The sequence below is a fragment of the Pseudomonas sp. SWRI51 genome, from assembly GCF_014268825.1.
Classification (GTDB): Bacteria; Pseudomonadota; Gammaproteobacteria; order Pseudomonadales; family Pseudomonadaceae; genus Aquipseudomonas; species Aquipseudomonas farsensis.
Window position 1 is genome coordinate 1 of record NZ_JABWRG010000071.1, and the last position, 26,721, is coordinate 26,721.

At 62.8% G+C, this 26,721-nt stretch carries 23 protein-coding genes and 3 tRNA genes; 2 read left to right on the top strand and 24 right to left on the bottom strand.

Features of this window, described 5'->3' with window-relative positions; genetic code table 11:
• Window position 1 precedes the first annotated feature (1 nt).
• The 17 genes from HU720_RS17905 to leuC all read right to left on the bottom strand — a co-directional run bounded on the left by HU720_RS17905 (window position 2) and on the right by leuC (window position 18,313).
• Window positions 2–77 (bottom strand) — tRNA-Val (locus tag HU720_RS17905).
• Between the two features lie 209 nt (window positions 78–286).
• A complete protein-coding gene (locus HU720_RS17910; RefSeq protein WP_186521294.1) occupies window positions 287–1,057 on the bottom strand; it encodes an SDR family oxidoreductase in 771 nt (256 codons plus the stop codon).
• Window positions 1,057–2,268, bottom strand: coding sequence for an O-succinylhomoserine sulfhydrylase (locus tag HU720_RS17915; protein ID WP_186521296.1), 1,212 nt, complete (start codon window positions 2,266–2,268; stop codon window positions 1,057–1,059). Before HU720_RS17915 ends, HU720_RS17910 begins: the two co-directional genes overlap by 1 nt.
• 14 nt (window positions 2,269–2,282) lie before the next feature.
• The gene (gene purF / locus HU720_RS17920) at window positions 2,283–3,788 is read right to left on the bottom strand and encodes an amidophosphoribosyltransferase (RefSeq protein ID WP_186521297.1); all 1,506 of its coding nucleotides are present in this window, start codon (window positions 3,786–3,788) and stop codon (window positions 2,283–2,285) included.
• Window positions 3,789–3,830: 42 nt separating this feature from the next.
• Window positions 3,831–4,385 carry a CvpA family protein gene (locus HU720_RS17925; RefSeq protein WP_186521299.1) on the bottom strand — a complete coding sequence of 185 codons (555 nt, stop codon included), beginning with the start codon at window positions 4,383–4,385 and terminating at the stop codon, window positions 3,831–3,833.
• Between the two features lie 154 nt (window positions 4,386–4,539).
• Complete coding sequence (locus tag HU720_RS17930; protein ID WP_186521301.1) at window positions 4,540–5,187, bottom strand: SPOR domain-containing protein; 648 nt, start codon at window positions 5,185–5,187, stop codon at window positions 4,540–4,542.
• Window positions 5,171–6,478 carry a bifunctional tetrahydrofolate synthase/dihydrofolate synthase gene (folC, locus tag HU720_RS17935; RefSeq protein ID WP_186521303.1) on the bottom strand — a complete coding sequence of 436 codons (1,308 nt, stop codon included), beginning with the start codon at window positions 6,476–6,478 and terminating at the stop codon, window positions 5,171–5,173. The genes HU720_RS17930 and folC overlap by 17 nt, the downstream gene beginning before the upstream one ends.
• Window positions 6,478–7,371, bottom strand: a complete 894-nt coding sequence (accD, locus tag HU720_RS17940; protein WP_186521305.1) for an acetyl-CoA carboxylase, carboxyltransferase subunit beta — start codon at window positions 7,369–7,371, stop codon at window positions 6,478–6,480. Before accD ends, folC begins: the two co-directional genes overlap by 1 nt.
• Before the next feature lie 218 nt (window positions 7,372–7,589).
• The gene (locus HU720_RS17945; RefSeq protein ID WP_186521307.1) at window positions 7,590–8,210 is read right to left on the bottom strand and encodes a phosphoribosylanthranilate isomerase; all 621 of its coding nucleotides are present in this window, start codon (window positions 8,208–8,210) and stop codon (window positions 7,590–7,592) included.
• Window positions 8,211–8,270: 60 nt separating this feature from the next.
• Window positions 8,271–9,125: a tRNA pseudouridine(38-40) synthase TruA gene (gene truA / locus HU720_RS17950; protein WP_186521309.1), complete on the bottom strand. Its 855-nt coding sequence runs from the start codon at window positions 9,123–9,125 to the stop codon at window positions 8,271–8,273.
• A gap of 129 nt (window positions 9,126–9,254) precedes the next feature.
• Entirely contained in the window at window positions 9,255–11,879 is a 2,625-nt protein-coding gene (locus HU720_RS17955; protein ID WP_186521311.1) for a FimV/HubP family polar landmark protein, read from the bottom strand.
• 72 nt (window positions 11,880–11,951) lie between these two features.
• On the bottom strand, window positions 11,952–12,956 hold the full coding sequence (locus HU720_RS17960; protein ID WP_186521313.1) for an aspartate-semialdehyde dehydrogenase: 1,005 nt from the start codon (window positions 12,954–12,956) through the stop codon (window positions 11,952–11,954).
• Between the two features lie 164 nt (window positions 12,957–13,120).
• Window positions 13,121–14,233 (bottom strand): aspartate-semialdehyde dehydrogenase, encoded by a 1,113-nt coding sequence (gene asd, locus HU720_RS17965; RefSeq protein ID WP_186521315.1) that lies wholly within the window; start codon window positions 14,231–14,233, stop codon window positions 13,121–13,123.
• A gap of 64 nt (window positions 14,234–14,297) precedes the next feature.
• Complete coding sequence (leuB, locus tag HU720_RS17970; RefSeq protein ID WP_186521317.1) at window positions 14,298–15,380, bottom strand: 3-isopropylmalate dehydrogenase; 1,083 nt, start codon at window positions 15,378–15,380, stop codon at window positions 14,298–14,300.
• Between the two features lie 53 nt (window positions 15,381–15,433).
• Entirely contained in the window at window positions 15,434–16,198 is a 765-nt protein-coding gene (locus HU720_RS17975) for a class I SAM-dependent methyltransferase (protein WP_186521319.1), read from the bottom strand.
• A 40-nt stretch (window positions 16,199–16,238) separates the two neighbouring features.
• Window positions 16,239–16,883: a 3-isopropylmalate dehydratase small subunit gene (gene leuD / locus HU720_RS17980; RefSeq protein ID WP_186521321.1), complete on the bottom strand. Its 645-nt coding sequence runs from the start codon at window positions 16,881–16,883 to the stop codon at window positions 16,239–16,241.
• A complete protein-coding gene (gene leuC, locus HU720_RS17985; protein WP_186521323.1) occupies window positions 16,880–18,313 on the bottom strand; it encodes a 3-isopropylmalate dehydratase large subunit in 1,434 nt (477 codons plus the stop codon). The genes leuD and leuC overlap by 4 nt, the downstream gene beginning before the upstream one ends.
• A gap of 131 nt (window positions 18,314–18,444) precedes the next feature.
• Between leuC and HU720_RS17990 the strand changes: the two genes are divergently transcribed.
• Both HU720_RS17990 and HU720_RS17995 read left to right on the top strand, forming a co-directional pair.
• Entirely contained in the window at window positions 18,445–19,323 is an 879-nt protein-coding gene (locus HU720_RS17990; RefSeq protein WP_186521325.1) for a LysR family transcriptional regulator, read from the top strand.
• Window positions 19,324–19,383: 60 nt separating this feature from the next.
• The gene (locus HU720_RS17995; RefSeq protein WP_186521326.1) at window positions 19,384–22,680 is read left to right on the top strand and encodes a PAS domain S-box protein; all 3,297 of its coding nucleotides are present in this window, start codon (window positions 19,384–19,386) and stop codon (window positions 22,678–22,680) included.
• A gap of 56 nt (window positions 22,681–22,736) precedes the next feature.
• On the opposite strand, the gene HU720_RS18000 is transcribed toward HU720_RS17995, so the two are convergent.
• From HU720_RS18000 to HU720_RS18030, 7 genes are all read right to left on the bottom strand, one after another.
• Window positions 22,737–23,183 (bottom strand): Hsp20 family protein, encoded by a 447-nt coding sequence (locus tag HU720_RS18000; RefSeq protein WP_186521328.1) that lies wholly within the window; start codon window positions 23,181–23,183, stop codon window positions 22,737–22,739.
• 130 nt (window positions 23,184–23,313) lie between these two features.
• Complete coding sequence (locus HU720_RS18005; RefSeq protein ID WP_186521330.1) at window positions 23,314–24,285, bottom strand: tRNA-dihydrouridine synthase; 972 nt, start codon at window positions 24,283–24,285, stop codon at window positions 23,314–23,316.
• Between the two features lie 52 nt (window positions 24,286–24,337).
• Window positions 24,338–24,772: a thioesterase family protein gene (locus HU720_RS18010; RefSeq protein WP_186521332.1), complete on the bottom strand. Its 435-nt coding sequence runs from the start codon at window positions 24,770–24,772 to the stop codon at window positions 24,338–24,340.
• Between the two features lie 43 nt (window positions 24,773–24,815).
• Window positions 24,816–25,649 carry an alpha/beta fold hydrolase gene (locus HU720_RS18015; protein WP_186521334.1) on the bottom strand — a complete coding sequence of 278 codons (834 nt, stop codon included), beginning with the start codon at window positions 25,647–25,649 and terminating at the stop codon, window positions 24,816–24,818.
• A gap of 26 nt (window positions 25,650–25,675) precedes the next feature.
• On the bottom strand, window positions 25,676–26,215 hold the full coding sequence (locus HU720_RS18020; RefSeq protein ID WP_186521336.1) for a TetR/AcrR family transcriptional regulator: 540 nt from the start codon (window positions 26,213–26,215) through the stop codon (window positions 25,676–25,678).
• A 169-nt stretch (window positions 26,216–26,384) separates the two neighbouring features.
• Window positions 26,385–26,460, bottom strand: a tRNA-Glu gene (locus HU720_RS18025).
• A gap of 43 nt (window positions 26,461–26,503) precedes the next feature.
• Window positions 26,504–26,579 (bottom strand) — tRNA-Ala (locus tag HU720_RS18030).
• Between the last annotated feature and the right edge of the window lie 142 nt (window positions 26,580–26,721).

Here is a 26,721-nt window from a genome sequence, read left to right on the forward strand (position 1 = left end):
GTGGTGGGTGATGACGGGATCGAACCGCCGACCCTCTGCTTGTAAGGCAGATGCTCTCCCGGCTGAGCTAATCACCCCCGCGATGTTGCTTGTTGCGTTTGCTTCGCTGAGGCCGCGAAATTTACGCAGGTACCGATGCTAAGTCAATAGCCCCATTGAAGTTTTTTTAAAAATAGCTGCAAGGGGCTAGCTTCGAGCTGCAAGAAAAAGCGTGTGTCCCGCCCGCAAGATACGACAAAGGGACCTCACGGCCCCTTCTTGCTGCTTGTAGCTGAAAGCTAGCGGTTCAGGCGTAGATCATCTTGCGGGTCATGCCGCCGTCGACCACAAACTCCTGGCCAGTGACGAAGCCTGCCTGGCGCGACAGCAGCCAGGCTACCAACGCGGCTACATCTTCGACCGTCCCTACCCTGCCCGTCGGATGCTGCGCGTGGTCAGCATCGGTCAGGGGCTCGGCGCGGCGCTGGGAGGGGTCACGGGCATCGATCCAGCCCGGGCTCACGGCATTGACCCGGATCTCCGGGCCGAGGCTCATGGCCAAGGCGTGGGTCAGCGCCATCAACCCGCCCTTGCTCGCGGCATAGGCCTCGGTATCAGGCTCTGATTGCCGTGCGCGGGTCGAGGTGAGGTTGACGATCGCACCGCCATGGGCACGCAGATACGGGGCGCAGTGCTTGGCCAGCAGCATTGGGCCATTGAGGTTGACCGCAAGCACCCGGTTCCATTGCGCCAGCGACAAGCTCTCCAGCGTCTGATTGTGCGGGTTGGCCACGGCTGCGTTGCATACCAGCGCATCCAGCCGGCCAAACTGGCCAAGCACCTCGGAGACCCCGGCGCTGACCTGCGCCTCATCAGCGACATCCATGGTGATGAACCAGGCGTTGTCCCCCAACGCCTTGGCCACCCTGGCGCCGCGCTGGCGATCTAGATCGCTCAGCACCACCTGCCAACCTTCACAAATCAACCAGGCGGCGATGCCCAGGCCGATACCGCGGGCGGCACCGGTAACCAGAGCTACCCGACCGTTATGGCCTGGCGCAGCGCCGCGGATTTCCATCACAGTACCGCCAGCCCACGGGCGAGGTCCGCCTGCAGGTCGGCGACGTCTTCCAAGCCCACGGCAACGCGGATCAGGCTGTCGCGGATACCCGCCGCTTCACGTTCCTGTGGCGTCAAACGGCCATGGGAGGTGGTCGCCGGGTGGGCGATGGTGGTCTTGCTGTCACCCAGGTTGGTGGTGATCGAAATCACCCGGGTGGCATCGATGAAGCGCCAGGCGCCCTCTTTGCCGCCCTTGACCTCGAAGCTGACCACCGCACCGAAGCCGCTCATCTGGCGCTTGGCCAGTTGGTGCTGCGGGTGGCTTGGCAGGCCGGCGTAGTGCACCTTCTCGATGCCCTCTTGCTGCTCAAGCCACTGGGCCAAGGCCTGGGCGCTCTCGCAGTGCGCACGCATGCGCAGCTTGAGCGTTTCCAGGCCCTTGGTGAAGATCCAGGCGTTGAACGGGCTAAGCGTCGGGCCTGCGGTGCGCAGGAACCCAACCACTTCTTTCATCTGTTCGGCACGCCCAGCCACCACGCCGCCCATGCAACGGCCCTGGCCGTCGATGAACTTGGTCGCCGAGTGGAACACGATATCCGCACCCAGTTTGAGCGGCTGCTGCAAGGCCGGGGTACTGAAGCAGTTGTCCACCACCAGCATCGCGCCACGGGCGTGGGCAATCTCGGCCAAGGCGGCGATATCGACAAGTTCGGCCAGCGGGTTGGACGGCGACTCGAGAATCAGCAGCTTGGTATTGGCCCTGATGGCCGCTTGCCAGCCTGCGAGCTCGACCAGTGGCACGTAGTCCACCTGCAGGCCGAAGCGCTTGAGGTACTTTTCGAACAGGCTGATGGTCGAGCCAAACACGCTCTGCGACACCAGCACGTGGTCGCCCGCGCTGCACAGCGACATGACTATGGCGAGAATAGCCGCCATGCCGGTAGAGGTGGCGACGGCCTGCTCGGCGCCTTCCATGGCCGCCAGGCGCTCTTCGAAGGCGCGTACGGTGGGGTTGGTGTAACGCGAGTAGACGTTACCCGGCGTTTCGCCAGCAAAACGCGCGGCGGCATCGGCAGCCGTGCGGAAGACATAGCTGGAGGTCAGGAACAGCGCTTCGCTGTGCTCGGCCTCCGGTGTACGGTTCTGACCGGCGCGTACCGCCAGGGTGTCGAAGCCGACACCCTCGAGGTCACTGTCCAGTCGCCCGGCATCCCATTGATCCGTCATGCCGTCGCTCCCAATCAGTTGTTATAGAGGTCGATGATCGCGCTGACTGCCTGAGTCTTGACCTTGGCGAGGTCGTTACGGGCTTGTTCGATGCGGTCCAGGTAGGCCTCATCGATATCGCCGGTGACGTACTCACCGTTGAACACTGCGCAATCGAAATGCTCGATCTTGATCTTGCCGCCACCGACCGATTCGATCAGGTCCGGGAGGTCCTGATAGATCAGCCAGTCGGCGCCTATCAACTCGGCCACTTGATCAGTGGTACGGTTGTGGGCGATCAGTTCGTGAGCGCTCGGCATGTCGATGCCGTAGACGTTGGGGTAACGCACCGCGGGGGCCGCGGAGCAGAAGTAGACATTCTTGGCGCCGGCTTCGCGGGCCATCTGGATGATCTGCTTGCAGGTGGTGCCGCGCACGATGGAGTCGTCCACCAGCATCACGTTCTTGCCGCGGAACTCAAGCTCGATGGCGTTGAGCTTCTGGCGCACGGATTTTTTGCGTGCAGCCTGGCCAGGCATGATGAAGGTACGGCCGATGTAGCGGTTCTTGACGAAGCCTTCGCGGAACTTCACACCCAGGTGGTTAGCCAGCTCCAGCGCTGCGGTGCGGCTGGTGTCCGGGATCGGGATGACCACGTCGATATCGTGCTCAGGGCGCTCGCGCATGATCTTGTCGGCGAGTTTTTCGCCCATGCGCAAACGCGCCTTGTAGACCGAAACACCGTCGATGATCGAGTCTGGGCGGGCCAGGTAGACGTGTTCGAAAATGCACGGCTGCAGCTTAGGCGCATCGGCGCACTGTTTGGTTTTAAGCTGGCCTTCTTCAGTGATGTAAACCGCTTCGCCTGGCGCCAGGTCGCGGATCAGGGTGAACCCGAGCACGTCCAAAGCCACGCTTTCCGAGGCAATCATGTATTCGACGCCTTCGTCGGTATGACGCTGGCCGAACACCACCGGGCGGATGCCGTTAGGGTCGCGGAAACCGACGATACCGTAGCCGGTGATCATCGCCACCACCGCGTAGCCACCGACGCAACGGCTGTGCACGTGGGAAACGGCGGCAAACACGTCTTCTTCGGTCGGCTGCAGCTTGCCGCGCACGGCCAGCTCATGGGCGAACACGTTCAGCAGCACTTCGGAGTCCGAGTTGGTGTTGACGTGACGCAGATCCGACTCGTAGATCTCCTTGGCCAGCTGCTCCACGTTGGTCAGGTTGCCGTTGTGCGCCAGGGTGATGCCATACGGCGAGTTGACGTAGAACGGCTGGGCCTCGGCCGAGGTCGAGCTGCCCGCGGTTGGATAACGCACATGGCCAATGCCCATACTGCCGACCAGGCGCTGCATGTGGCGCTGCTGGAAGACGTCGCGCACCAGGCCATTATCCTTGCGCAGGAACAACCGGCCGTCATGGCTGGTCACGATACCGGCAGCGTCCTGGCCGCGGTGCTGGAGGACCGTAAGCGCGTCATACAGCGCCTGATTGACGTTCGACTTACCGACGATACCGACGATGCCACACATGCGACGCAACCCCTACTTTGATGAAACTTGATTGAAAAGCACTCAGGGCTTGGTTGGCCCGAGCAGCTGTTCCTTGAACGGAAGGTCAACGGGTGCGCTGACCCCACTGGACATCCACTGGCCGGTGAACCCCAGAATCAGGTTTTTTGACCAGTCTGCGACCAATAGAAATTGTGGTATCAGGCGAGATTCCTGCCACCACGGATCCTGTTGTACCGGGCCCAGGCTAAGCAGCCCGACGGCCACTACCACCAGCAGCCCGCCCCTGGCGGCGCCGAAGGCCATGCCGAGGAAACGGTCGGTGCCGGACAGCCCGGTCACTCGAATCAGCTCGCCGATAAGGAAATTGAGCATAGCCCCCACCAGCAAGGTGGCGACGAAAAGAATGGCGCAACCGGCGATGACGCGGGCCGATGGCGTCTGGATGTAGCTTTCCAGGTATTGCGCCAGAGAGCCGCCAAACATCCAGGCAACTGCGCCTGCGACTATCCAGATGAGCAGTGACAAGGCTTCCTTGACGAAGCCGCGCTTGAGACTGATCAATGAGGAAATGGCGATGATCGCGATGATCGCCCAATCAACCCAGGTAAATGCCACGGTGTGCCTGCCGACGTTTGAGGCGGCGCATTTTAGCAGAGCGGCGGGCCGGGGGTAAGCGGAATGTCACGTCGTTGAAGGGCTGCAGGCTGACTCCGGGGACAGCTTTACCCTTGGAATCAGCCCCACCCAGGCCACTAACGGCCTGCGGCAGCTAGCCGCGCTCAGGCTGGAAACGCACCACGAAACCTTTGAGGTTCTGCTGGCGGTTGATCACATCACGCAGACGCTCGGCCTCGGCGCGCTCGATCAGTGGCCCGACGAACACCCGGTTCATGCCATCGGCCGATCGAATGTAGGCGTTGTAGCCTTGGCTGCGCAGGGTTTTCTGCAGGTTGTCGGCACCTGCACGATTGGACAGGCTGGCCAACTGGATTGACCAGCTGACCGGCAGGCCATTTACGTCTATCTTGGCAGGCGCGGCAGGCTTGGCAGCCGGTGCCGGGCGAGCTTCGACCTTAGGCGCAGGCACTGGTGTCTGCGGTTTGGGCTGCGCCTGGGCCTGAACCTGCGGCGAGGGGGTAATGGGCTGGCTTGGCGTGCTGGCCGGTGCGGTCGACTCATCAACCACCACGGGCGGCTGGTCTTCCTGCACCACCACAGGCGCAGGCTCGGGCACCTGGACCGGCTCGACCTGCACTTGCGGCAGGCTCGGCATGGCCGGTGCCTGCGGCGCCTCGACACGCACCTGGCGCATCTCGTCCTCACGGGTAAACAGCATCGGCAGGAAAATCACCGCCAGCGCCACCAGCACCAGCGCACCGACCATGCGCTGTTTCATCCCTTTATCCAGCACTGCCATCTACTCCATCCTCGAGGGCCTGTCGTTCGAGCCAGGCCAGAGCCTCGCCGACGCAGAAAAACGAACCAAACAGCAGGACCTGATCATCCGCCGTCGCCTTGGCACACTGCCCTTCAAGGGCAGCATCGACGCTTGGGTGAGACTTCACTGTCGCACCAAGGTTCGTCAAGGCCTGCGCAAGGTCCTCAGCCGGGCGGCTGCGTGGCGTATCAAGGGGCGCCACTGCCCAGTCGTCGACAAGGCCCGCAAGCGGGGCCAGCACGCCGTCGAGGTCCTTGTCGGCCAGCAGCCCGAACACCGCCAGGCGCCGCCCCTTGACTGGGCGAGTTGCCAGGCGCTGGGCCAGGTACTGGGCCGCGTGCGGGTTGTGCCCGACGTCCAGCAGCAACTGCACCGACTTGCCGGCGAACTGCACCACACGGCGGTCGAGGCGACCGGTAATACGCGTCTCCAGCAGTGCCTGGCGAACCTGCCCGGCATCCCATGGCAAGCCGGTCAGCAGGTATGCCTGCAAGGCCAGGGCCGCGTTTTCCATTGGCAAGTCGAGCAACGGCAGATCATGCAGCTCGACCACCGCGCCATCACCTGTGCTACCGCGCCAGTGCCAGTGCGTATCCGTGCTCGACAGGTCGAAATCGCGCCCGCGCAGGAACAACGGGCAAGCCAGCTCGCGCGCTTTGTCGAGCAGCGGCTGTGGCGGATCGAGGTCGCCGCACAAGGCAGGCTTGCCCTGGCGGAAAATACCGGCCTTCTCGAAGGCGACTGACTCGCGGGTATCACCCAGGTAATCGATGTGGTCCACACCAATGCTGGTCACCAGCGAGCTATCGGCATCGACCAGGTTGACGGTATCCAGGCGGCCGCCCAGGCCGACTTCGAGCACCACGGCATCGAGTGCCGACTGTTTGAACAGCCAGAACGCGGCCAGGGTGCCCATTTCGAAATAGGTAAGTGAAACTTCGCCTCGCGCAGCCTCCACGGCTGCGAAGGCTTCGCACAGCTGCTGATCGCTGGCTTCAACGCCGTCAATGAGCACCCGTTCGTTGTAGCGCAGCAAATGCGGCGAGCTGTACACCCCAACCTTGAGCCCCTGCGCCCGCAGCAACGCAGCCACAAAAGCGCAGGTCGAGCCCTTGCCATTGGTGCCGGTCACCGTGACCACCCGGGGTGCCAGCGCGCCCAGCGCCAGACGCGACAGCACCTGTTGCGAGCGAGCCAGGCCCATGTCGATGGCCGAGGGGTGCAGTTGTTCGAGGTAGGCGAGCCACTCGCCCAGGCTGCGCGGGTTCATCACGCGACCGCAGCGACTTCTTTGGCTTCTGCCGGGGTTGCCTGGCCAGTCATCTGTGCCAGCAGGCGCGCCAGGCGCGGACGCAGCTCGTCACGGGAGATGATCAGGTCGATCGCGCCGTGCTCCAGCAGGAACTCGCTGCGCTGGAAACCTTCTGGCAGTTTTTCACGCACGGTCTGCTCGATAACGCGCGGGCCAGCAAAGCCGATCAGTGCCTTGGGCTCGCCGACGATGACATCGCCGAGCATTGCCAGGCTTGCCGATACGCCGCCGTAGACCGGGTCGGTCAGCACCGAGATGAACGGAATGCCTTCTTCGCGCAGACGTGCCAGCACCGCCGAGGTCTTGGCCATCTGCATCAGCGAGATCAGGGCTTCCTGCATGCGCGCACCGCCCGAGGCCGAGAAGCAGATCATCGGGCAACGGTGCTCGAGCGCATAGTTGGCGGCACGTACGAAACGCTCACCAACGATAGCGCCCATCGAGCCGCCCATGAACGAGAACTCGAAGGCACTGACCACAACCGGCAGGCCCATGAGGGTGCCGCTCATGGAAATCAGCGCGTCTTTTTCGCCGGTCTGCTTCTGCGCGCCGGTCAGGCGGTCCTTGTACTTCTTGCCGTCACGGAATTTCAGACGGTCGACTGGCTCAAGGTCGGCACCCAGCTCGGCGCGGCCGTCCTTGTCGAGGAAGATGTCGATACGCGCACGGGCGCCAATGCGCATGTGGTGGTTGCACTTAGGGCAGACATCGAGGGTCTTTTCCAGCTCCGGACGGTACAGCACGGCCTCGCAGGACGGGCATTTGTGCCACAGACCTTCGGGAACCGAGCTTTTCTTCACCTCGGAACGCATGATCGAAGGGATCAGTTTGTCTACCAACCAGTTGCTCATGCTTTCTTTCTCCAGTATTGGCCGGGAACAGGCGTTGTGCGCCTGGCCCAGCCCTTGAGCTCAAATTCTGCTTTGAAACGACGATGGCCCGGCAGTGGTTTTACCACCTGCCGCGCCACCTCCAATATTTACGCCGATGCGCGCCTCAGGCGCTGCCTGGCCGCATCGGGCTGCGAAAGCTATGGACGATGGCGCGCGGCCAGCCGTCACATCCGCCCTCAAGCCTGCCTCACAGCCTGCATGAAGGCGGCAATCCTGGCGGCATCCTTGATGCCCTTGGCTTGCTCTACCCCACCGCTGACATCGACCGCGTAAGGCCGCACCTGGGCGATGGCCTGGGCCACGTTGCTGGCCGAAAGGCCGCCTGCAAGGATGATCGGCTTGCTCAGCGTTGCCGGTACCAGCGACCAGTCGAAGGCTTCACCAGTACCGCCCGGAACGCCGGCAACGAAGGTATCGAGCAGAATGCCCCGAGCGCCTGCATAGTAGCGGCATGCGGCTTCCAGGTCATCGCCTGGGCGAACCCGCAGGGCTTTGATCCAGGGCCGATGATAGCCTTCGCAGTCAGCCGGGGTTTCATCGCCGTGGAACTGTAGCAGGTCCAGCGGGACCACTTCGAGGATCTCGTTGAGCTCGCAGCGCGAGGCATTGACGAACAACCCGACCGTAGTCACGAACGGCGGCAGCTCGGCGATGATCGCCCGCGCCTGGCGCACATCTACGGCGCGCGGGCTCTTGGCGTAGAACACAAAGCCCAGCGCATCAGCGCCAGCCTCGACTGCCGCCAGGGCGTCTTCGATGCGGGTGATGCCGCAGATCTTGCTGCGAACGTTGCTCATGGGTGGCGAACCTTGAGTGATCGGTAAGGGGGCGGATGTTAGCAAATGACCTTTGCTGCGTCAGTCCGCCAAACCCTCGTATCCGCCAAGAAAGTGTGGGCCAATGTAACGCTCAGGCAGTGGGTACTCCGGTGGATACTCCACTTGCACCAGATACAACCCGTATGGATGCGCAGTCACCCCGCCCTCGCGGCGGTTGCGCCCCTCCAGCACCTGACGCGCCCACTCCACCGGGCGCTCGCCGGCACCAATGGTCATCAGCACACCGGCAATGTTGCGCACCATGTGGTGCAGGAAGGCGGTGGCGCGCACGTCCAGTACGATCATCTGGCCATGACGGGTCACGCGCAGGTGATAGATATGCTTGATCGGCGATTTGGCCTGGCACTGGCTGGCGCGAAATGCGCTGAAGTCGTGGGTGCCCAGCAGATACTGCGCGGCCAGGGCCATGCGCTCGACATCCAGCGGGCGGTGGTTCCAGGTCACTTCCTCGGCCATGTGCGCCGGGCGGATAGGGTCGTTGTAGATGACGTAGCGGTAGCGCCGGGCGGTGGCCTTGAAGCGCGCATGGAAGTGCGCAGGCATGGGCCGCGACCAGACCACGCTGATGTCGTGGGGCAGGTTGTAGTTGCTGCCCAAGGTCCAGGCGCGCTCGTCACGCACAGCGCGGGTATCGAAGTGCACGACCTGCCCGCAACCATGCACGCCGGCATCGGTGCGCCCGGCGCACAGCACGCTGATGGGCTCGTTGGCCACCTTCGACAAGGCTTTCTCCAGCGCTTCCTGGACGCTGGGCACACCACTGCTCTGGCGCTGCCAGCCGCGATAGCGGGCACCTTTGTATTCCACCCCCAGGGCGATGCGGGAGAAGCCTTCGGCAGCCGATTCGGCGGCGGCGGTATCGATGATATCCAAAAGGGGAAAACCTGATGCAGTCACGAAAGGCGGGAAGTATACCGGCAAACCTTGCTACAGCCGAAACGATCAGGGCCTGCCGACTGCTCCAGGTTCTACCCTGAAGCCGCCGACAGGCCCCGCGAGGGCTTAGACCAGGCGCGAGAGCATGTCGCTGGCTTCCAGGCGCTGGGTGTCGTCGCCGTCCTTGACCACTTCGTCGAGGATGTCGCGGGCGCCATCGTGGTCGCCCATGTCGATGTAGGCGCGGGCCAGGTCCAGCTTGGTCGCCACTTCATCGGTGCCGGAGAAGAAGTCGAAGTCCAGGTCGTCCAGCGGCTCTGGGTCAAGCGCTGCATCTTCGGCAGTGAACTGCGGCTCAAGCGACGGGGTTTCGAGGTTCTGCGACAGCTTGTCGAGCTCTGCGTTGACGTCGTCGAGTTCCGAGGCGAAGTTCTGCGCCGCCGGCGAATCGTCGTCCAGCGACAGCGACAGGTCGAAGTCTTGCGGCAGCTCAAGCTCGGACATAGGGTCGAACTCAGGCATTGCCTCGAACGCTGCCAGTTCAGCGGCGACATCCACCGGCGCATCGCTGCCGCCAGCAGCGGGTTCAGCGATATCCAGGTCGAAATCCGCCAGATCGTCAACTTCGGCGGGCGCGGATTGGGCTTGCGCCTGGGCCAGCAGCGCTTCGAAGTCGTCGTCGGCGTCGGTTTCGGCAATTGCCGGGGCCGCTTGCACGGGCTCAGCGGCTGCGACCGGCGCAGGCTCGTCCAGCACAGGCAGATCGAAGGCATCGTCTACCGGCAGATCGTCATCCAGGCTCAGGTCAAAGTCGCTGTTCAGATCGATGTCTTCCAGGGACGGCTCAGGCTCAAGCTCTACAACCGGCTCAGGCTCAGGCGCCAGTTGCGGCTCGGGCTCCGGCGCAGCTTGCGGCTCGGGTTCTTGCAGCAGCTCTTGGACATACTGTTCATCAAGGCCCGAAGCCAGCGCAGCACTGCCAGCGGCCACGGCCACTGCCGCCACACCCAGCATGGCCGGGAAGCGTTCTTTAAGCGAGGCGACTTCAGCTTCGGTCTGCGGGCTCGGCGCCAACTTGCGCTCCTGCACAACGAAGGCATCCTGATCACCTTGGCGTGCGTACACTTCCATCAGTTTCAGGCGCAGGTCGCTACGCTGGGGCTCCGAAGCCACCGCCGCCTCAAGCAGGTCGGCAGCGTGGTTCAGGCGGCCACGGGCCAGGCTCTCGTCAACTTCAGCAAACAGCGCGGCGCGCGGGTCGACTGCCGGAGCAGGCGCGGCCTGGGGCTTTTCAGCGGCAGTAGCGGCAGCCGCAGACGCTGCGACCACGGCAGGCGACAGGCTGACGGTCGGCGCGGCGATTTCCAGGTCACCGAAACTGTCGGCGGGCAGCTCCAGATCAGGGCCGCGATCGCCCTCCTCGGAAAGCGCGCGTGCCATGCGCAGGTGCTTTTCAGCCTCCTGGTCGGCCTTGCGTTTGCGCGCCAACAGCAGCAACAGCAGCAACAGCACCAGGAACGCGGAACCTGCGATCAGCGCCAGCAGCAGCGGGTTGCCAAGCAATTGATCGAGCATGCTCGGCGCTTGCGCAGCGGGCTCCTCGGTAACCACTGGCGCGGTGTCGGCCGCGGCCGGCGCAGGCGCTACCACAGGCTCGGCAGGGGTCAATTGGGCATTGACCGCAGGTTGCGCGGGCACAGGTTCCCCCGGCAATGCAGCCGGCGGCGTTTGTGCGGCAGGCGCAGCAGCCCCCTGCGCCTCCAGGCGCGCCAACTGGTCGTTTTTCAGGTCGATCAGGCGCTGCAGCTTGTCCAACTGGCTCTGCAGGTCGGTCATGCGGCTTTTCAGTTCGTCGTTGTCACGACGACTGGTATCGAGGCTTTCCTGAGCCACCGCCAGCTTGTCGTTCAACGTCTTGGCTTCGCCGGCAGCGCCTTTGCCACCAGGCGAAACCAGCTTCAAATTGTCGCCCTGGGCGATGCGCGAGGGCGTAGCGCCCGCCTCGCCGCGACGCGTGGCGTCGAGCTGACGGGCACGCGGGCCGAGACGCCGGCCTTCACGCCAGGCGGCGTATTGCTCGGCCACTTCGCGGTTGGCTTCAGGGCGCGCAATGCTCTGCACCTGCTGCTGGTCAGGCAGGCGCAGCACCTGGCCGACCTTCAGTTGGTTGATGTTGTTGCCAATGAAGGCGTCGGGGTTCAGCGCCTGGATTGCCAGCATGGTCTGCTGGACGGTACCACCCTGGGTATTGCGCGCGGCGATCTGCCAGAGCGTATCGCGACGCTTGGTGGTGTAGCTGCCCGCGCTGACCGCCGGGGCGATGTTGGCCTGGGCGGCCTTGCTGTCCTGGGCCTGAGCCTGGTCGAGCAGCACATTGTAGTCACGCAACAGGCGGCCCTGGGGCCACATCACCTGCACCAGGAACTTGATCACAGGTTCCGGCAGCGGCTTGCTGGAGGTTACCCGCAGCACACTGCGGCCGTTGGGGTTGATCACTGGGGTGAAGGTCAGGTCCTCAAGGTAGGCAGGCAATGCCACGCCGGCCTTGGCGAAATCTTCTGGCGAAGCGAGGCTTGGGGCCATTTCGGTGGCGGCGAGGTCGCGCACGTCGAGCAGTTCGATCTCGGCATCCAGCGGCTGGTTCTGCGCCGACTTCAAGGTCAGCTCCCCCAACCCCAGCGCGTTCGCGACGCCCGACGACAGTGCCGAGGCGGCCGCGATAGCCAAAACCAGTTTGCGAATTCGAAGCATGAACTCTTCCCTTGTATGAACCGTCCCAAAAAACCTGTTGCGGTGTAGGACAAAATTACTGGCCAGTATCTTTTACGCCATGTGTTTAATCAACAATTGCGCCACTTGCACAGCGTTGAGCGCCCCACCTTTGCGCACATTGTCGGTGGTCAGCCAGAGATTGAGCTGTTCATCCTCATCGATTCCACGGCGTACACGTCCAACATAGACCACGTCCTGCCCCACTGCGTCACCGACCGGGGTCGGATAATCGCCGGATTCGACCAACTCCACGCTGGCGGCGCTGTCCAGAGCGCGGCTGACGGCTGCCAGATCCACCGGGCAACGGCTCTGCACCGCCACACTGAAGCTATCGCCGAAAAACACCGGGACTTGAATGCAGGTGACCGAAATCTTCAGGTCTGGCAGGCCCAGCAGTTGGCGCAGTTCGCTGACCAGGCGCCGTTCAACACCAGTATGGCCCTGCTCGTCTGGCGTGCCGACCTGCGCCAGCAGGTTGAACGCCACCTGGCGGTCAAAGATGCGCGGCTCCAATGGGCGAGCGTTGAGCAGCTCGGCGGTCTGCCGGGCCAGCTCACCAACGGCTTCTTTACCCTGAGCCGATACCGCCAGGCAGGCATTGACCTGGATGCGCTCGATATCAAGTAGCCCTTTGAGCGGCGCCAGCGCAACGGCCAGGGCCACGGCACCTGCGGTGGGGCTCGTGATCACTGCCGGCTGCGGCAACTGGCCCGCGCGCTCTGCATTGGCCTCTGGCACCACGGCGTACGCGCCATCGAGCGCACCGGACAAGTCGATAACGGCACAGCCGGCAGCCTGGGCCTTGGGCGCGAAGCTACGGCTAACGGCGGGGCTTGCAGCGAAAAACACCAGTTTTGCCTGGGCAAAGTCAAAACTGTCGACCTCGCGAACCTTGATCTTCTTGCCGGCGAACATCACGCTGCTGCCCGCTGATTCCATGCTGGCCAGCAGATGCAGGGTGGCAACCGGAAAGCTCAGCTCTTCGAGGATCTGCACGAGTGCTTCGCCTACGTTGCCGGTGGCGCCAACTACGGCGATATCTAGCGGTACGGTCATGGCTTGGGTCCTTCTGCTTCGGGGGGACGGCGCGGGAGCGGCACTTTACTTGGATTACCGGGCGGGAGATAGGGCAGCGCGCAGCGTTGCTGCCCCGCCCAATAAAAAGCCCGCGCCACTTTCGCGGCGCGGGCTCGGCAGAGCTAAGGATCAACCCTGGGCAATCAGCGCTCCAGCAGAATCCGCAGCATGCGGCGCAGCGGTTCGGCAGCACCCCACAGCAGTTGGTCGCCGACCGTGAATGCGCCCAGGTACTGCGAGCCCATGTTCAGCTTGCGCAGACGACCGACCGGCACGTTCAGGGTGCCGGTAACACGCGCCGGGCTCAGCTCCTGCATGGTGGCCTCGCGCTGGTTCGGCACCAGCTTCACCCATGGGTTGTGCTGGCTGATCATGCCTTCGATATCGGCCAGCGGCACGTCCTTGTTCAGCTTGATGGTCAATGCCTGGCTGTGGCAACGCATGGCGCCGATGCGCACGCAGATACCGTCGACCGGGATCGGGCTTTTGAAGCGACCGAGGATCTTGTTGGTCTCGGCCTGGGCTTTCCATTCTTCACGGCTTTGACCGTTCGGCAGCTCTTTGTCGATCCACGGGATCAGGCTGCCAGCCAGCGGCACGCCGAAGTTTTCGGTAGGGAACGCCTCGCCGCGCATGGCTTCGGCAACCTTGCGGTCGATATCGAGGATGGCGCTGGCCGGGTTGGCCAGGTCGTCGGCGACAGCGGCGTGGGTTGCGCCCATCTGACGGATCAGCTCGCGCATGTTCTGCGCACCGGCGCCGGAGGCTGCCTGATAGGTCATGGCGCTCATCCATTCCACCAGACCTGCTTCGAACAAGCCACCCAGGCCCATCAGCATCAGGCTGACGGTGCAGTTGCCGCCGATGTAGTTCTTGGTACCGGCGTCCAGCTGCTGGTCGATCACCTTGCGGTTGACCGGGTCTAGTACGATCACCGCATCATCCTGCATGCGCAGTGACGAGGCCGCGTCGATCCAGTAGCCCTGCCAGCCGGCTTCGCGCAGCTTGGGGAAGACTTCGTTGGTGTAGTCGCCGCCCTGGCAAGTCAGGATGACATCGAGGGTCTTGAGCTCGTCGATGTTGTAGGCATCCTTGAGCGGGGCAATGTCCTTGCCCACGTTCGGCCCCTGGCCGCCCACATTGGAAGTGGTAAAGAACACCGGCTCGATCAGATCGAAGTCCTGCTCTTCGAGCATCCGCTGCATGAGCACGGAACCGACCATTCCACGCCAACCGATCAGACCTACACGTTTCATCGCAACTACACCTTTGCTAAAAAGTGGGCCGCCACCGGGAGTTAGTGGTGGCGGGCCAGAGAGATTACAGATTCCGCAGCGCTGCGACTACTGCATCGCCCATTTCCTGCGTACCAACCTTGCGGCAACCCGACGAGAAGATATCACCCGTGCGCAGGCCCTGGTCCAGGACCAGGCTTACCGCCCGTTCGATCGCTTCGGCAGCGGCCACCTGGTTGAAGCTGTAACGCAGCATCATCGACACCGACAGAATGGTCGCCAGCGGGTTGGCAATGCCCTGCCCGGCAATGTCCGGTGCCGAGCCGTGGCAAGGCTCGTACATACCCTTGTTGTCGGCATCCAGCGACGCCGACGGCAGCATGCCAATGGAGCCGGTGAGCATGGAGGCTTCATCGGACAGGATGTCGCCGAACATGTTGTCAGTCACTACAACGTCGAACTGCTTCGGTGCGCGGACCAACTGCATGGCGGCGTTGTCCACGTACATGTGGCTCAGCTCCACATCCGGGTAGTCCTTTGCCACTTCTTCGACCACTTCACGCCACAGTTGGCTGGAGGCCAGTACGTTGGCCTTGTCGACCGAGCACAGCTTCTTGCCGCGCACACGGGCCATGTCGAAGCCGACGCGAGCGATGCGGCGCACTTCGCTTTCGCTGTACGGCAGGGTGTCGTAAGCCTGGCGCTCGCCGCCTTCGAGCTCGCGCTGACCGCGCGGAGCACCAAAGTAAATGCCGCCGGTGAGTTCACGGACGATGAGGATGTCCAGGCCAGAAACGATTTCTGGCTTGAGCGAGGATGCGTCCGCCAGTTGCGGATAGAGAATAGCTGGACGCAGGTTGGCGAACAGGCCCAGTTGCGAACGGATTTTCAGCAGGCCGCGCTCCGGGCGGATATCGCGCTCGATCTTGTCCCACTTCGGGCCACCCACGGCGCCCAGCAGCACGGCGTCGGCCTTGCGCGCGCGCTCGAGGGTTTCGTCAGCCAGCGGTACGCCGTGCTTGTCGATGGCTGCGCCGCCGATCACATCATGGGCCAGGCTGAAACCAAGCTGGAACTTGTCGTTGGCCAGCTCCAGTACCTTGACCGCTTCGGCCATGATTTCCGGGCCAATACCATCGCCTGGGAGAATCAGAATCTGCTTGCTCATGCTTTCCTCTATTCATTCAAGCGGTGCGGCCGGTTCGGCCACACCGTAGATAATCAACGTTCAGCCCAAAGCACCAGCACGTCAGTGCTGAACGAACCATCGGCTTCAATCTGGTAATACTGCCGTACTTCCTCGCCCATGGCTTGCTGCAACTGGCGTATGGCTACGCGCAGCGCTTCAGGGGTGCGCATGCGCTCGACCCACGACTGCCATTCAAGACGCAGGCGCTGGCGACTGTGGCCAGTGACGTGCAAGCCGGCTTCGCTGACCAGACGCTGCCATTGGGCGACGCTGTAGTCGCGCACATGGCTGGTGTCGCGCAGCAACTCGACGCTTTGCAAGTAAGTGTCGAGCAACGGGCTGCCCGGCGACATCACGTCGATGAACGCTGCCACCCCACCCGGCTTGAGCACCCGGCGCACCTCGCGCAGGGCCAGACCCAGGTCGCTCCAGTGGTGCGCCGAATAACGGCTGAAGACAAAGTCGAACGACTGATCGGCAAACGGCAGATGCTCGGCAGCGCCACATTCGGTGCGGATGTTGGCAAGACCGCGCGCATCGGCCGCAGCTGCGACCACATCGAGCATCGACTGCGACAGGTCATAAGCCACCACTTCGCCAGCCTGTGGCGCCACATGGAAACTGACATGCCCGGCACCGCAACCCAGGTCCAGCACACGCGCATCGCCCCGCCCTGCCAATGCTTCCTGCAGCAGCGCAAACTCGCGGCCTTGGGCATGCACGGCGCTGCTCAGGTAGGCATTGGCCTGCTCGCCGAACTGGCGTTGGACCACGTCGTTGTGGGTGCTGCTGGTCATGGCTTCAATCCTTGTATGGGGCCGGGTCAGTGCGTTCAGCTCAGGCGTCGCGGAACAGCCATGGCTGGCTTGCGCGATGCTTGCCTTCGAAAGCCTTGATGGCTTCCTGGTCCTGCAGGGTCAGGCCGATATCGTCCAGGCCATTGAGCAGGCAGTGCTTGCGGAATGCGTCGATCTCGAACTTCAGCACTTTGCCGTCCGGGCGGGTCACCGCCTGGGCTTCAAGGTCGATGGTCAACTGGTAACCCGGGTTGGCCTCGACCTGCTTGAACAGCTCGTCTACTTCAGCGGCGTCAAGGATGATGGGCAACAGGCCGTTCTTGAAGCTGTTGTTGAAGAAGATGTCGGCAAAGCTTGGCGCGATCACACTGCGGAAACCGTACTCATCCAAGGCCCACGGCGCATGCTCACGGCTGGAACCGCAACCGAAGTTTTCCCGCGCCAGCAACACGCTGGCACCTTGGTAACGGTCGTGGTTGAGCACGAAGTCATGGTTGAGCGGGCGCTTGCTGTTGTCCTGGTACGGCTGGCCAACATCCAGGTAACGCCACTCGTCGAACAAATTGGGGCCAAAGCCTGTGCGTTTGATCGACTTGAGAAACTGCTTGGGGATGATCTGGTCGGTATCGACGTTGGCACGATCCAACGGCGCGACGAGGCCAATGTGCTGGGTAAAGGCTTTCATGCTGCGCTCCCTTGGATCAACTCGCGAACATCGATGAAGTGGCCGGTTACGGCGGCGGCGGCGGCCATGGCCGGGCTCACCAGGTGGGTACGGCCACCGGCGCCCTGGCGGCCTTCGAAGTTACGGTTGGAAGTAGATGCGCAGTGCTCGCCGCTTTCGAGGCGGTCCGGGTTCATGGCCAGGCACATCGAGCAGCCAGGCTCACGCCATTCAAAACCGGCTTCGAGGAAGATTTTGTCCAGCCCTTCACGCTCGGCTTGAGCCTTGACCAGGCCCGAGCCCGGCACAACGATGGCCTGCTTGACGCTGGCGGCAACCTTGCGGCCCTTGGCGATTTCGGCGGCAGCGCGCAGGTCTTCAATGCGCGAGTTGGTGCACGAACCGATGAACACGCGATCAAGGCGGATGTCGGTGATCGCCTGGTTAGCGCTCAAACCCATGTACTTCAGGGCACGTTCGATGGAGCCGCGCTTGATCAGGTCGGCTTCGGCAGCAGGGTCCGGCACGCGCTGATCGACCGCCAGGACCATTTCAGGCGAAGTGCCCCAGCTCACCTGCGGCTTGATTTGCGAAGCGTCCAACTCGACAACGGTGTCGAACACGGCGTCGTCGTCAGACACCAGGTCTTTCCAGGCTTCTACTGCAAGCTTCCACTGCTCGCCTTTAGGCGCGTACGGGCGGCCTTCTACATAGGCGATGGTGGTGGCATCGGTGGCGACCAGGCCCACCCGGGCACCGGCCTCGATGGACATGTTGCAGATGGTCATGCGGCCTTCCATCGACAGCTCGCGAATGGCGCTGCCGGCGAACTCCATGGCATGGCCGTTGCCACCGGCGGTGCCGATCTTGCCGATTACGGCCAGGACGATGTCCTTGGCGGTAACGCCTGCAGGCAACTGGCCTTCGACGCGCACCAGCATGTTCTTCATTTTTTTGGCGACCAGGCACTGGGTGGCGAGCACGTGCTCAACCTCGGAGGTGCCGATGCCGTGGGCCAGTGCGCCGAATGCGCCGTGGGTGGAGGTGTGCGAGTCACCGCAGACCACGGTCATGCCCGGCAAAGTTGCGCCCTGCTCGGGGCTGATCACGTGCACGATGCCCTGACGTTCGTCGTTCATCTTGAATTCGACGATGCCGTATTCGTCGCAGTTTTCGTCGAGGGTCTGCACCTGAAGGCGCGAAACTTCATCGGCGATGGCTTCGATACCGCCCTTGCGTTCCGGGGTGGTCGGCACGTTGTGGTCGGGGGTGGCGATGTTGGTGTCGATGCGCCACGGTTTGCGGCTGGCCAGGCGCAGGCCCTCGAAAGCCTGGGGCGAGGTCACTTCGTGGATGATGTGACGGTCGATGTAGATCAGCGAAGAGCCGTCATCACGGCGCTTGACTTCATGAGCGTCCCAGAGTTTGTCGTAGAGCGTTTTGCCAGCCATCAGACTGTTTCCTCATCAGCGTCTTTCTATGCCAAAGACCCCTTGGCTTGTACGGACGATGCTATGGCGATAGATTGAATAACTCAAATTCATAATTTTCATGCTTTGCATAACCATTAGGAATCTGAACCTTGGATCTTGCCAACCTTAGTGCGTTTATCGCGATTGCCGAGACGGGAAGCTTTTCAGGGGCCGGTGAACGGCTGCACCTGACCCAGCCAGCCATCAGCAAGCGCATCGCCGGCCTTGAGCAACAACTGGACGTGCGCCTGTTCGACCGCCTGGGCCGGGAAGTGACCCTGACCGAAGCCGGCCGGGCCCTGCTGCCACGGGCCTATCAGATCCTCAACGTGCTTGATGATACCCGACGCGCACTGACCAATTTGACTGGCCAGGTGAGTGGTCGGCTGACCCTGGCAACAAGCCACCACATCGGCCTGCACCGCCTGCCCCCGCTGCTTCGGGCTTTCACCCGGCAGTATCCGGCCGTGGCGCTGGATATTCAGTTCATGGATTCGGAAGCGGCCTACGATGAAATTCTCCATGGCCGCGCAGAAATTGCCGTAATCACCCTTGCCCCAGAGCCTCACCACCTGGTCCGCGCCACCCCGGTATGGGACGACGCGCTGGATTTCGTCGCCGCCCCAGAGCATCCGTTGGCGCGCACTGGCGGTGTCAGCCTGGCAGATGTGGCGCGCCATCCGGCGGTCTTTCCCGGCGGCAATACCTTTACCCACCATATTGTGCAGCGGCTGTTCGAAAGCCAGGGGCTGACGCCGAACATCGCCATGAGCACCAATTACCTCGAAACCATCAAGATGATGGTTTCCATTGGCCTGGCGTGGAGTGTGCTGCCACGGACTATGCTCGATGAGCAGGTGGCACCCATCGCCCTGCCGGGCATACAGCTGTCGCGCCAGCTAGGCTACATTCTGCACACCGAACGCACGTTATCGAACGCGGCCAGGGCCTTCATGGCCCTGCTCGACAGCCACGCCGGGGCTACCTGACAAGGAGCCTGGGCGGCCTTACCCCACAAGGACGCGATATCCGCCAAAGGTCTGGTACCGATGCCCAAATCAGCGAACCGTTTTCCGCGCCTGCCGCGCATACCCGCTGCCGACCCACAAGCCTCCGAGCAGGCCTGGCAGAACGCACCGCAGTTGCTGGCCGCACTCAATGGCGCACGCTTGGGCGCCTGGCTATGGGACATCGAAACCGGCAGGGTCAGCTGGTCGCGCGGCACCCAGGCGCTATTCGGTTTCGATCCACAGCGTGCATTGCCCAACGATGTCGACTATCTCGACCTGCTGCCTGACGAGGACCGCGCCCGCACCCGCCAGGCTTTCCAGGCGGTGGTCAACGGTGAACCCGTCGAACAGGCCATGCGCCACCGCATCCGCTGGCCTGATGGCAGCCTGCACTGGCTGGAGATAAACGGCAGCCTCACCCACGACGCCCACGGGCGGCGGCAGATGATCGGCGTGATCCGCGAGATAACCCGGCAGCGGGAACGGGAAACCGCGTTGATCAACTCGGAAAAGCGCTTTGCCACCCTGTTTCACCTGAGCCCCAACGCGGTCTTGCTGACCCGCCGCCACGACGGGTTGATCATTGAAGTCAACCAGCACTTCGAACACCTGTTCGGCTGGGCCGGGCCGCTGGTGATCGGCAAGACCAGCATCGAGCTGGGCTTGTGGGTCAACCCCGAGCAGCGCCACCAAGTGCTTGAAGCCACACGCGGGGGCAGCGGGCCGCTGACCATGGAGGTGCAGTTCCGCGCCACCAGCGGCAAGGTCCACGATGGCATTCTGTGCACGCAGGGGGTGGAAATTGAGGGCGTCACGTACCTGATCAGCACTTTCGTCGACACCAGCGAGCGCAAGCGCGCCGAGCTTGCCCTGAAAGACAGCCAGGAGCGCCTGGACCTGGCGCTGGACTCCGCCCAGCTGGGCACCTGGGACTGGCACATTCCAAGTGGCATGCTTTACGGCTCGGCCCGCGCGGCGCAGTTGCACGGCCTGGACCCGGCGCCGTTCCACGAGTCGTTCGAAGCGTTTTTCGAGGGCATGCCTGAGAACGAGCGCGAGGTCATGCGCCACGCCTACCGCAGCCTGCGCGAAGGGCCAGCGGGCAATTACCAGATTACCTACCGGGTAGAGCTGGAAAACGGCGGCTCGCGCTACATCGAAAGCCGAGCCCGGCTTTACCGCGACGAGCAAGGCAACCCCCTGCGCATGGCCGGGACTCTGCTCGACATCACCGACCAGGTAGAGCGCGAGCAGCGCCTGAGCGCCTCGGAAGAAAAGTTCGCCAGCCTGTTCCAGGTCAGTACCGACCCGATATTCGTCACTCGCCAGGACACCGGCCAGTTCATCGAGATCAACCCGGCGTTCAGCCTGACTTTTGGCTGGACCGCCGAGCAGGTGCTGGGCAATACCGCCCAGCAGCTGGGCCTGTGGGCTGAGTCTGTCGAACGCGCCCAACGCATCGAACGGGTGATCCGCGAACAGGCGTTGAGCAACGTCGCGGTGGGCGTCAATCATCGTAACGGCACACCGCTGACGTGTGTCATTTCCAGTCGCCTGATCAGTGTCGACAATCAGCCATGCAGCGTCACCACCCTGCGTGACATCACCCAGCAGCAGCGCGCCGAAGCTGCGTTGAAGGCTAGCGAGGAAAAATTCGCCAAGGCGTTTCATTCAAGCCCTGATGCCATCACCATAACCGAGTGCGAGAGCGGTCGGTATCTGGAAATCAATGACGGTTTTACCCGCCTGACCGGCTATAGCGCCGATGAAGTGATCGGGCAATCGGTTCACGATATCGGCATCTGGGCCGACGACAAGCAGCGCACGGCGTTGCTGACCGAGCTGCGTGAGCACGGGCGGGTGCACCATCGGGAAATGCTCGGGCGCAACAAGCAGGGCGATATTCTTACCGTCGAGGTATCGGTCGAGCCGATCAGCCTCAACGAAACCGACTGCCTGCTGCTGACCGCACGCGATGTGAGCCTGCTGAAGAACGCCCAGGCGCAGATCCGCCACCTCGCCTACCACGACCCGCTGACCAACCTGCCCAACCGCGCGTTGCTGATGGACCGCCTGAGCCAGCAGATCGCCCTGCTCAAGCGCCACAACCTGCGCGGCGCCCTGCTGTTTCTCGACCTGGACCACTTCAAGCACATCAACGACTCGCTTGGCCACCCGGTGGGCGACACGGTGCTGAAAATCATCACCGCCCGCCTTGAGGCCAGCGTACGTCTTGAAGACACCGTGGCGCGCCTGGGTGGCGATGAGTTCGTGGTGTTGCTCAGTGGCCTGGAGGGTAGCCGCGAACTGGTGGAGAGCAAGGTGCGCGAGCTGGCAGACACCCTGCGCGAGTTGCTGGCAGAGCCAATGTCGCTGGACGGCCAGCGCCTGCAGGTAACACCCAGTATTGGCGTGGCGCTGATCCCGGACCACGGCGTGACCCCAGCTGACCTGCTCAAGCGCGCCGACATCGCGCTGTACCGCGCCAAGGATTCGGGGCGCAACACCACGCAACTGTTCCACACAACCATGCAAAAGGCCGCCAGCGAGCGCCTGCGCATGGAAAACGACCTGCGCATGGCCCTGGCCCGGGGGGAACTTGCGCTGCACTTCCAGCCCCAGGTCGATGCGCGGGAAAACCGCATCATCGGGGCCGAAGTGCTGCTGCGCTGGCACCACCCGCAACTGGGCCAGCAAGCGCCGTCCCAGTTCATTCAGGTACTGGAAGAAAGCGGTCTGATTCTTGAAGTTGGCAGCTGGATCCTCGACGAAGCCTGCGATGCCTGCGCCCGCATGCTGGCCGACGGGCTGATCGATGCCGAAGATTTCAGCCTGTGCGTAAACATAAGCCCGCGCCAGTTTCGCCAAAACGACTTCGTCGCGCGGGTGCTGCGCAGCCTGGACGACTTTCACCTGCCCCGGCACATGCTCAAGCTTGAGATCACCGAAGGCATCGTCATCCAGAACCTTGAGGACACCATCAGCAAGATGCGCGAACTCAAGCGTTATGGGGTGAGCTTTGCCATGGACGACTTTGGCACTGGCTATTCGTCGTTGACCTACCTCAAGCGGCTGCCCGTGGATGCCCTGAAGATCGACCAGACCTTCGTGCGCGATGCCCCCATCGACCCTAACGACGCCGAAATCGTCCGCGCCATCGTGGCCATGGCGCGCAGCCTTGACCTAGCGGTTATCGCCGAAGGGGTCGAGCTGACCGAGCAACTGGAGTTTCTGGAACAGCTGGGCTGCCACCTTTACCAAGGCTACCTGCACAGCAGGCCCCTGCCATTGCTGGAGTTCAGGCAAATGTTGCTGGAAGCGCCAGCAGACTACTGAAACACGCGCATGAAAAAGGGCACCCGAAGGTGCCCTCTTTGTGCATCCCACCGAACTTAATTCAGCGCAGGCTTTTCGCCGTTGATAGGGATGCGTTTGGCCTTGGCCTCTTCCGGCACGATGCGCAGCAGTTCGATGCTGAGCAGGCCGTTGGCAAGACCTGCGCCTTGTACCTCGATGTGGTCCGCCAGGCGGAACGACAGCTTGAAGGCGCGCTGGGCAATGCCCTGGTGCAGATAAGTGACGCTATTGGCCGTATCGTTCTCGCGCTTGCCACCGGTAACCGTCAGAACACCCTTCTCGACCTGCAAGTCGAGGTCCTGATCCTGGAAGCCTGCCGCGGCAACCACGATGCGATACTTGTCTTCGCCGTGTTTCTCCACGTTGTAGGGCGGGTAGCTGCTACCTGCCTCATTGCGGGCGGCCGATTCGAACAAGTCGTTGAAACGGTCGAAGCCCACGGAATTACGGAACAGTGGAGCGAGGGAGAAAGCAGTAGTCATAGTCATAAACTCCTGAGAATCAGCAAGTAAGTCACTGCGCGACCCGACTTCGGCATCGCGTACTCAAAGAGATAGGGGCCGCCAAAACGCTTTCAAGGCCCACCTGCAAAATTTTTTTCGGGGTGCAATTTCAGGCAACCGAAGCCTGCAACGGCAGCGCGGACACGCCCAGCAATGCGCTGATGCGTTGGCAGTCATCTTCGCGGCGCAGTTCGGCGAACAAGGTGACCGCCTCGGGATAACCGCGGGTCAGCATCGCTACCCACTGTTTCATGCGCCCCGGCGCATAGCGCGGCGACAACTTGGCTTGGGCCTGCCGCCAGAACTCGCGCAGCAACGGCAGCATTTCGCCCCAGCTCATCGGCGTGTAGTCACGGCCATCGCGGGCAGCGGCAATCTGCAGGGCAAGGTCTGGGCGCGATACCAGCCCGCGGCCCAGCATGATGTGCTCGGCGCCGCTGACTTCGCGGCAACGCCGCCAGTCGTCAACGGTCCAGATTTCACCATTGGCGAACACCGGCACCTTGACCACATCCTGCACCCGCGCCACCCACTCCCAGTGGGCTGGCGGCTTGTAGCCTTCGACCTTGGTGCGGGCATGCACCACCAGGTGCTCGGCGCCACCTTCGGCCAAGGCGATGCCGCAGTCCAGCGCGCCATCGGGGCTATCAAAGCCCAGGCGCATTTTTGCGGTGACCGGGATATGCGCAGGGACCTGGCGACGCACTTCACGCACGATGGCATGCAGCAGCTCGGGCTCTTTGAGCAACACGGCCCCGCCACGGGATTTGTTCACGGTCTTGGCCGGGCAACCGAAATTAAGGTCGATCACCGGTGCCCCCAACTCGCAGGCAAGGGCTGCGTTTTCTGCCAGGCATACCGGGTCCGAGCCAAGCAACTGCACGCGCATCGGCACGCCTGCCGCCGTGCGTGCGCCATGGCGCAGCTCGGGTGCAAGTTTGTCGAAGGAGGACTCAGGCAGCAGGCGGTCGCAGACGCGGATGAACTCGGTCACGCACCAGTCGATGCCGCCCACGCGAGTGAGGACATCACGCAGGATGTTGTCGACCAGCCCCTCCATCGGGGCCAGAGCAATTTGCATTTGAGGGTCTCGGGGCGCAAAAGGCGGCAGTCTAGCAAAGTTTCGCCAGCGCTCAGTTGCCGATCAGCGCCGGGGCATAACCTTCGATGAACTCGGCCGGCATCCGGCGGGGCTTGCCCGTGGACAGTTCAATACAGGCAAAGGTGGTTTGCGCGCGCAACAGGGTCACGCCATCGCTTGGGCGCTTGAGCTGGAAGCGCCGGGTCATGCGCAGGCGCATGTCCCAATCGACGATCCAGGTGGCCAATTGCAATTCATCATCCTGGTACGCCGCTGCAAGGTAATCGATTTCGTGACGTACTACCGCCATCGCTCGGTCCAGGCGGCGATATTCGGCAAGGTCCAGGCCCAGACGCTGCGAGTGGCGCCAGGCGCAGCGCTCAAGCCAGGTCACGTACACGGCATTGTTGGCATGGCCAAGGCCATCGATGTCTTCGCCGCCGACGCGCAGGTCGATAACGAATGGTGCTTCCAGATCCCAGTTCATGCCCGCTCCCGGCGTCAGTCAACGGGCAGAGTGTAACGGATGCTCAGGCGCTTTGCCGGACACGCTGCACGGCGCGCGCCAGCAACTCAAGCACCGCCTGGCCAAGGCGCGGGTCGGCCAGCACGCGCTGGTGGCCGCCCTCTTCGAGCAGCATCAGTTGGCTGTCGAACCAGGCCTTGTGAATGAGCTGCGACTCACCGGCTGACACCAGTGAATCATCAGCGGCGTGTACCACCAACCCCGGAAGGTCGAGCTGGTAGCGGCTCACATCAAGGCGCGCCACCTGCACCCCGACATCGCGCTCCACTTGGCGAATGAATGCGGCGCGCGCTCGCGCCGGCATGCCCAGGTGCCGGGCAAAGCCGCGCAATACCCCGAGCAGTTGCGCAGGCGCGGCAATACTCACCGCAGCCTCTGCGCGCAGCCCCCACTGCAATGCCAGCAACACACTGGCGCCGCCCATCGAATGGCCGATCACAGCGCGCAATGGCGGCAGCTCCGCCGCTGCCTCCAGCAGGGCTCGGGCAAACAACACCACATGCGCCTGTTGCCCAGGAGAGCGGCCATGGGCTGGACCTTCCAGTGCCACCACGGTGTGCCCGGCCACGACCAAAGTGTCGATCAGCGCAGCAAACTGGGTCGGCCGCCCTTCCCAACCATGCATCAGCAATACCGTAGGGCCCTGGCCCCAGCGCAGCGCCGACAAGCCAAAGCGCAGGGTAATACGCTCGGCCGTGGCTAACAGAGGCAGTTCCCACTGCCTCGGCGGCAGGTTACGCGGCGTCATGAAGGCGCGGCGCATACGCCCGGCAATATGTTCGGGGGCAAAGTGGCCAAGGGTGCCGTTGACGCCGCGAATCCAGGTCAGGGTAGCCATCGTCATGCTCCAAAAGGTGCTTCAGTTCAGATAACTGCCGTTTTGGCGGCGCGCAGAACACGGTCGGACAACTCGCCGTCGCCCAGCGCACGGGCGACGGCCAGGCCGCCAACCATGAGAGCGAAATCGGCAAGCGCCTTGTCGATGTCCTCCGGGGAGTCGACCATTTGCGCGGTCATCAGCTCGATGTGCTCGACCAATACGTCGCGGAAAGCTTGGGGCAGACGCGCGAGTTCGCTGAGGGCAGTGGGGATCGGGCAGGCTTGCACCTGAGCATCGCGGTGTTTGCGCGACAGGTAGAACGCCGCCACCAACGCGCGTCGCGCTGCGCCGTCGAGGTTTGCGTCAGCACTGGCGAGCAGCGCGCGGCGCTCGGCAAGCAGTTGGCTGAAGGCCTCGAGCATCAGCTCGTCCTTGCTGTCGAAATGCGCGTAGAACCCACCTACGGTAAGCCCGGCAGCCCCCATTACCTGGCTGACGCTCGGCTCGGCGGGGCCGTGCTGGATGAGCGCGCTGCGAGCAGCATCAAGGATACGTTCGCGGGTTTTGGCTTTTTTATCGTTCATGCGCACCTCGAAATATTATGAACAACATATTATGCGCATAATATTTTCTGGCAAGCAGAAACTGCAGCCGCTGATCGGCTGGGCTATTTTTTGGGAGGGCAAAAAAAACAAAAGGCTCATTCAATAAGCGAATGAGCCTTATAAGTCCCGCAAAACGCGGGTAAAAAATTGGCGTCCCCTAGGGGACTCGAACCCCTGTTACCGCCGTGAAAGGGCGGTGTCCTAGGCCACTAGACGAAGGGGACTTTAACCTTCGTGCCGGTACGTTCAAAACGAACCGTGGCGGATTGGTGGAGCTAAGCGGGATCGAACCGCTGACCTCCTGCATGCCATGCAGGCGCTCTCCCAGCTGAGCTATAGCCCCGAGGTAAAACAAAAGGCTCATCTAACTAATGATGAGCCTTTCAACTCCCGCAAGACGCGGGTAAAAATGGCGTCCCCTAGGGGACTCGAACCCCTGTTACCGCCGTGAAAGGGCGGTGTCCTAGGCCACTAGACGAAGGGGA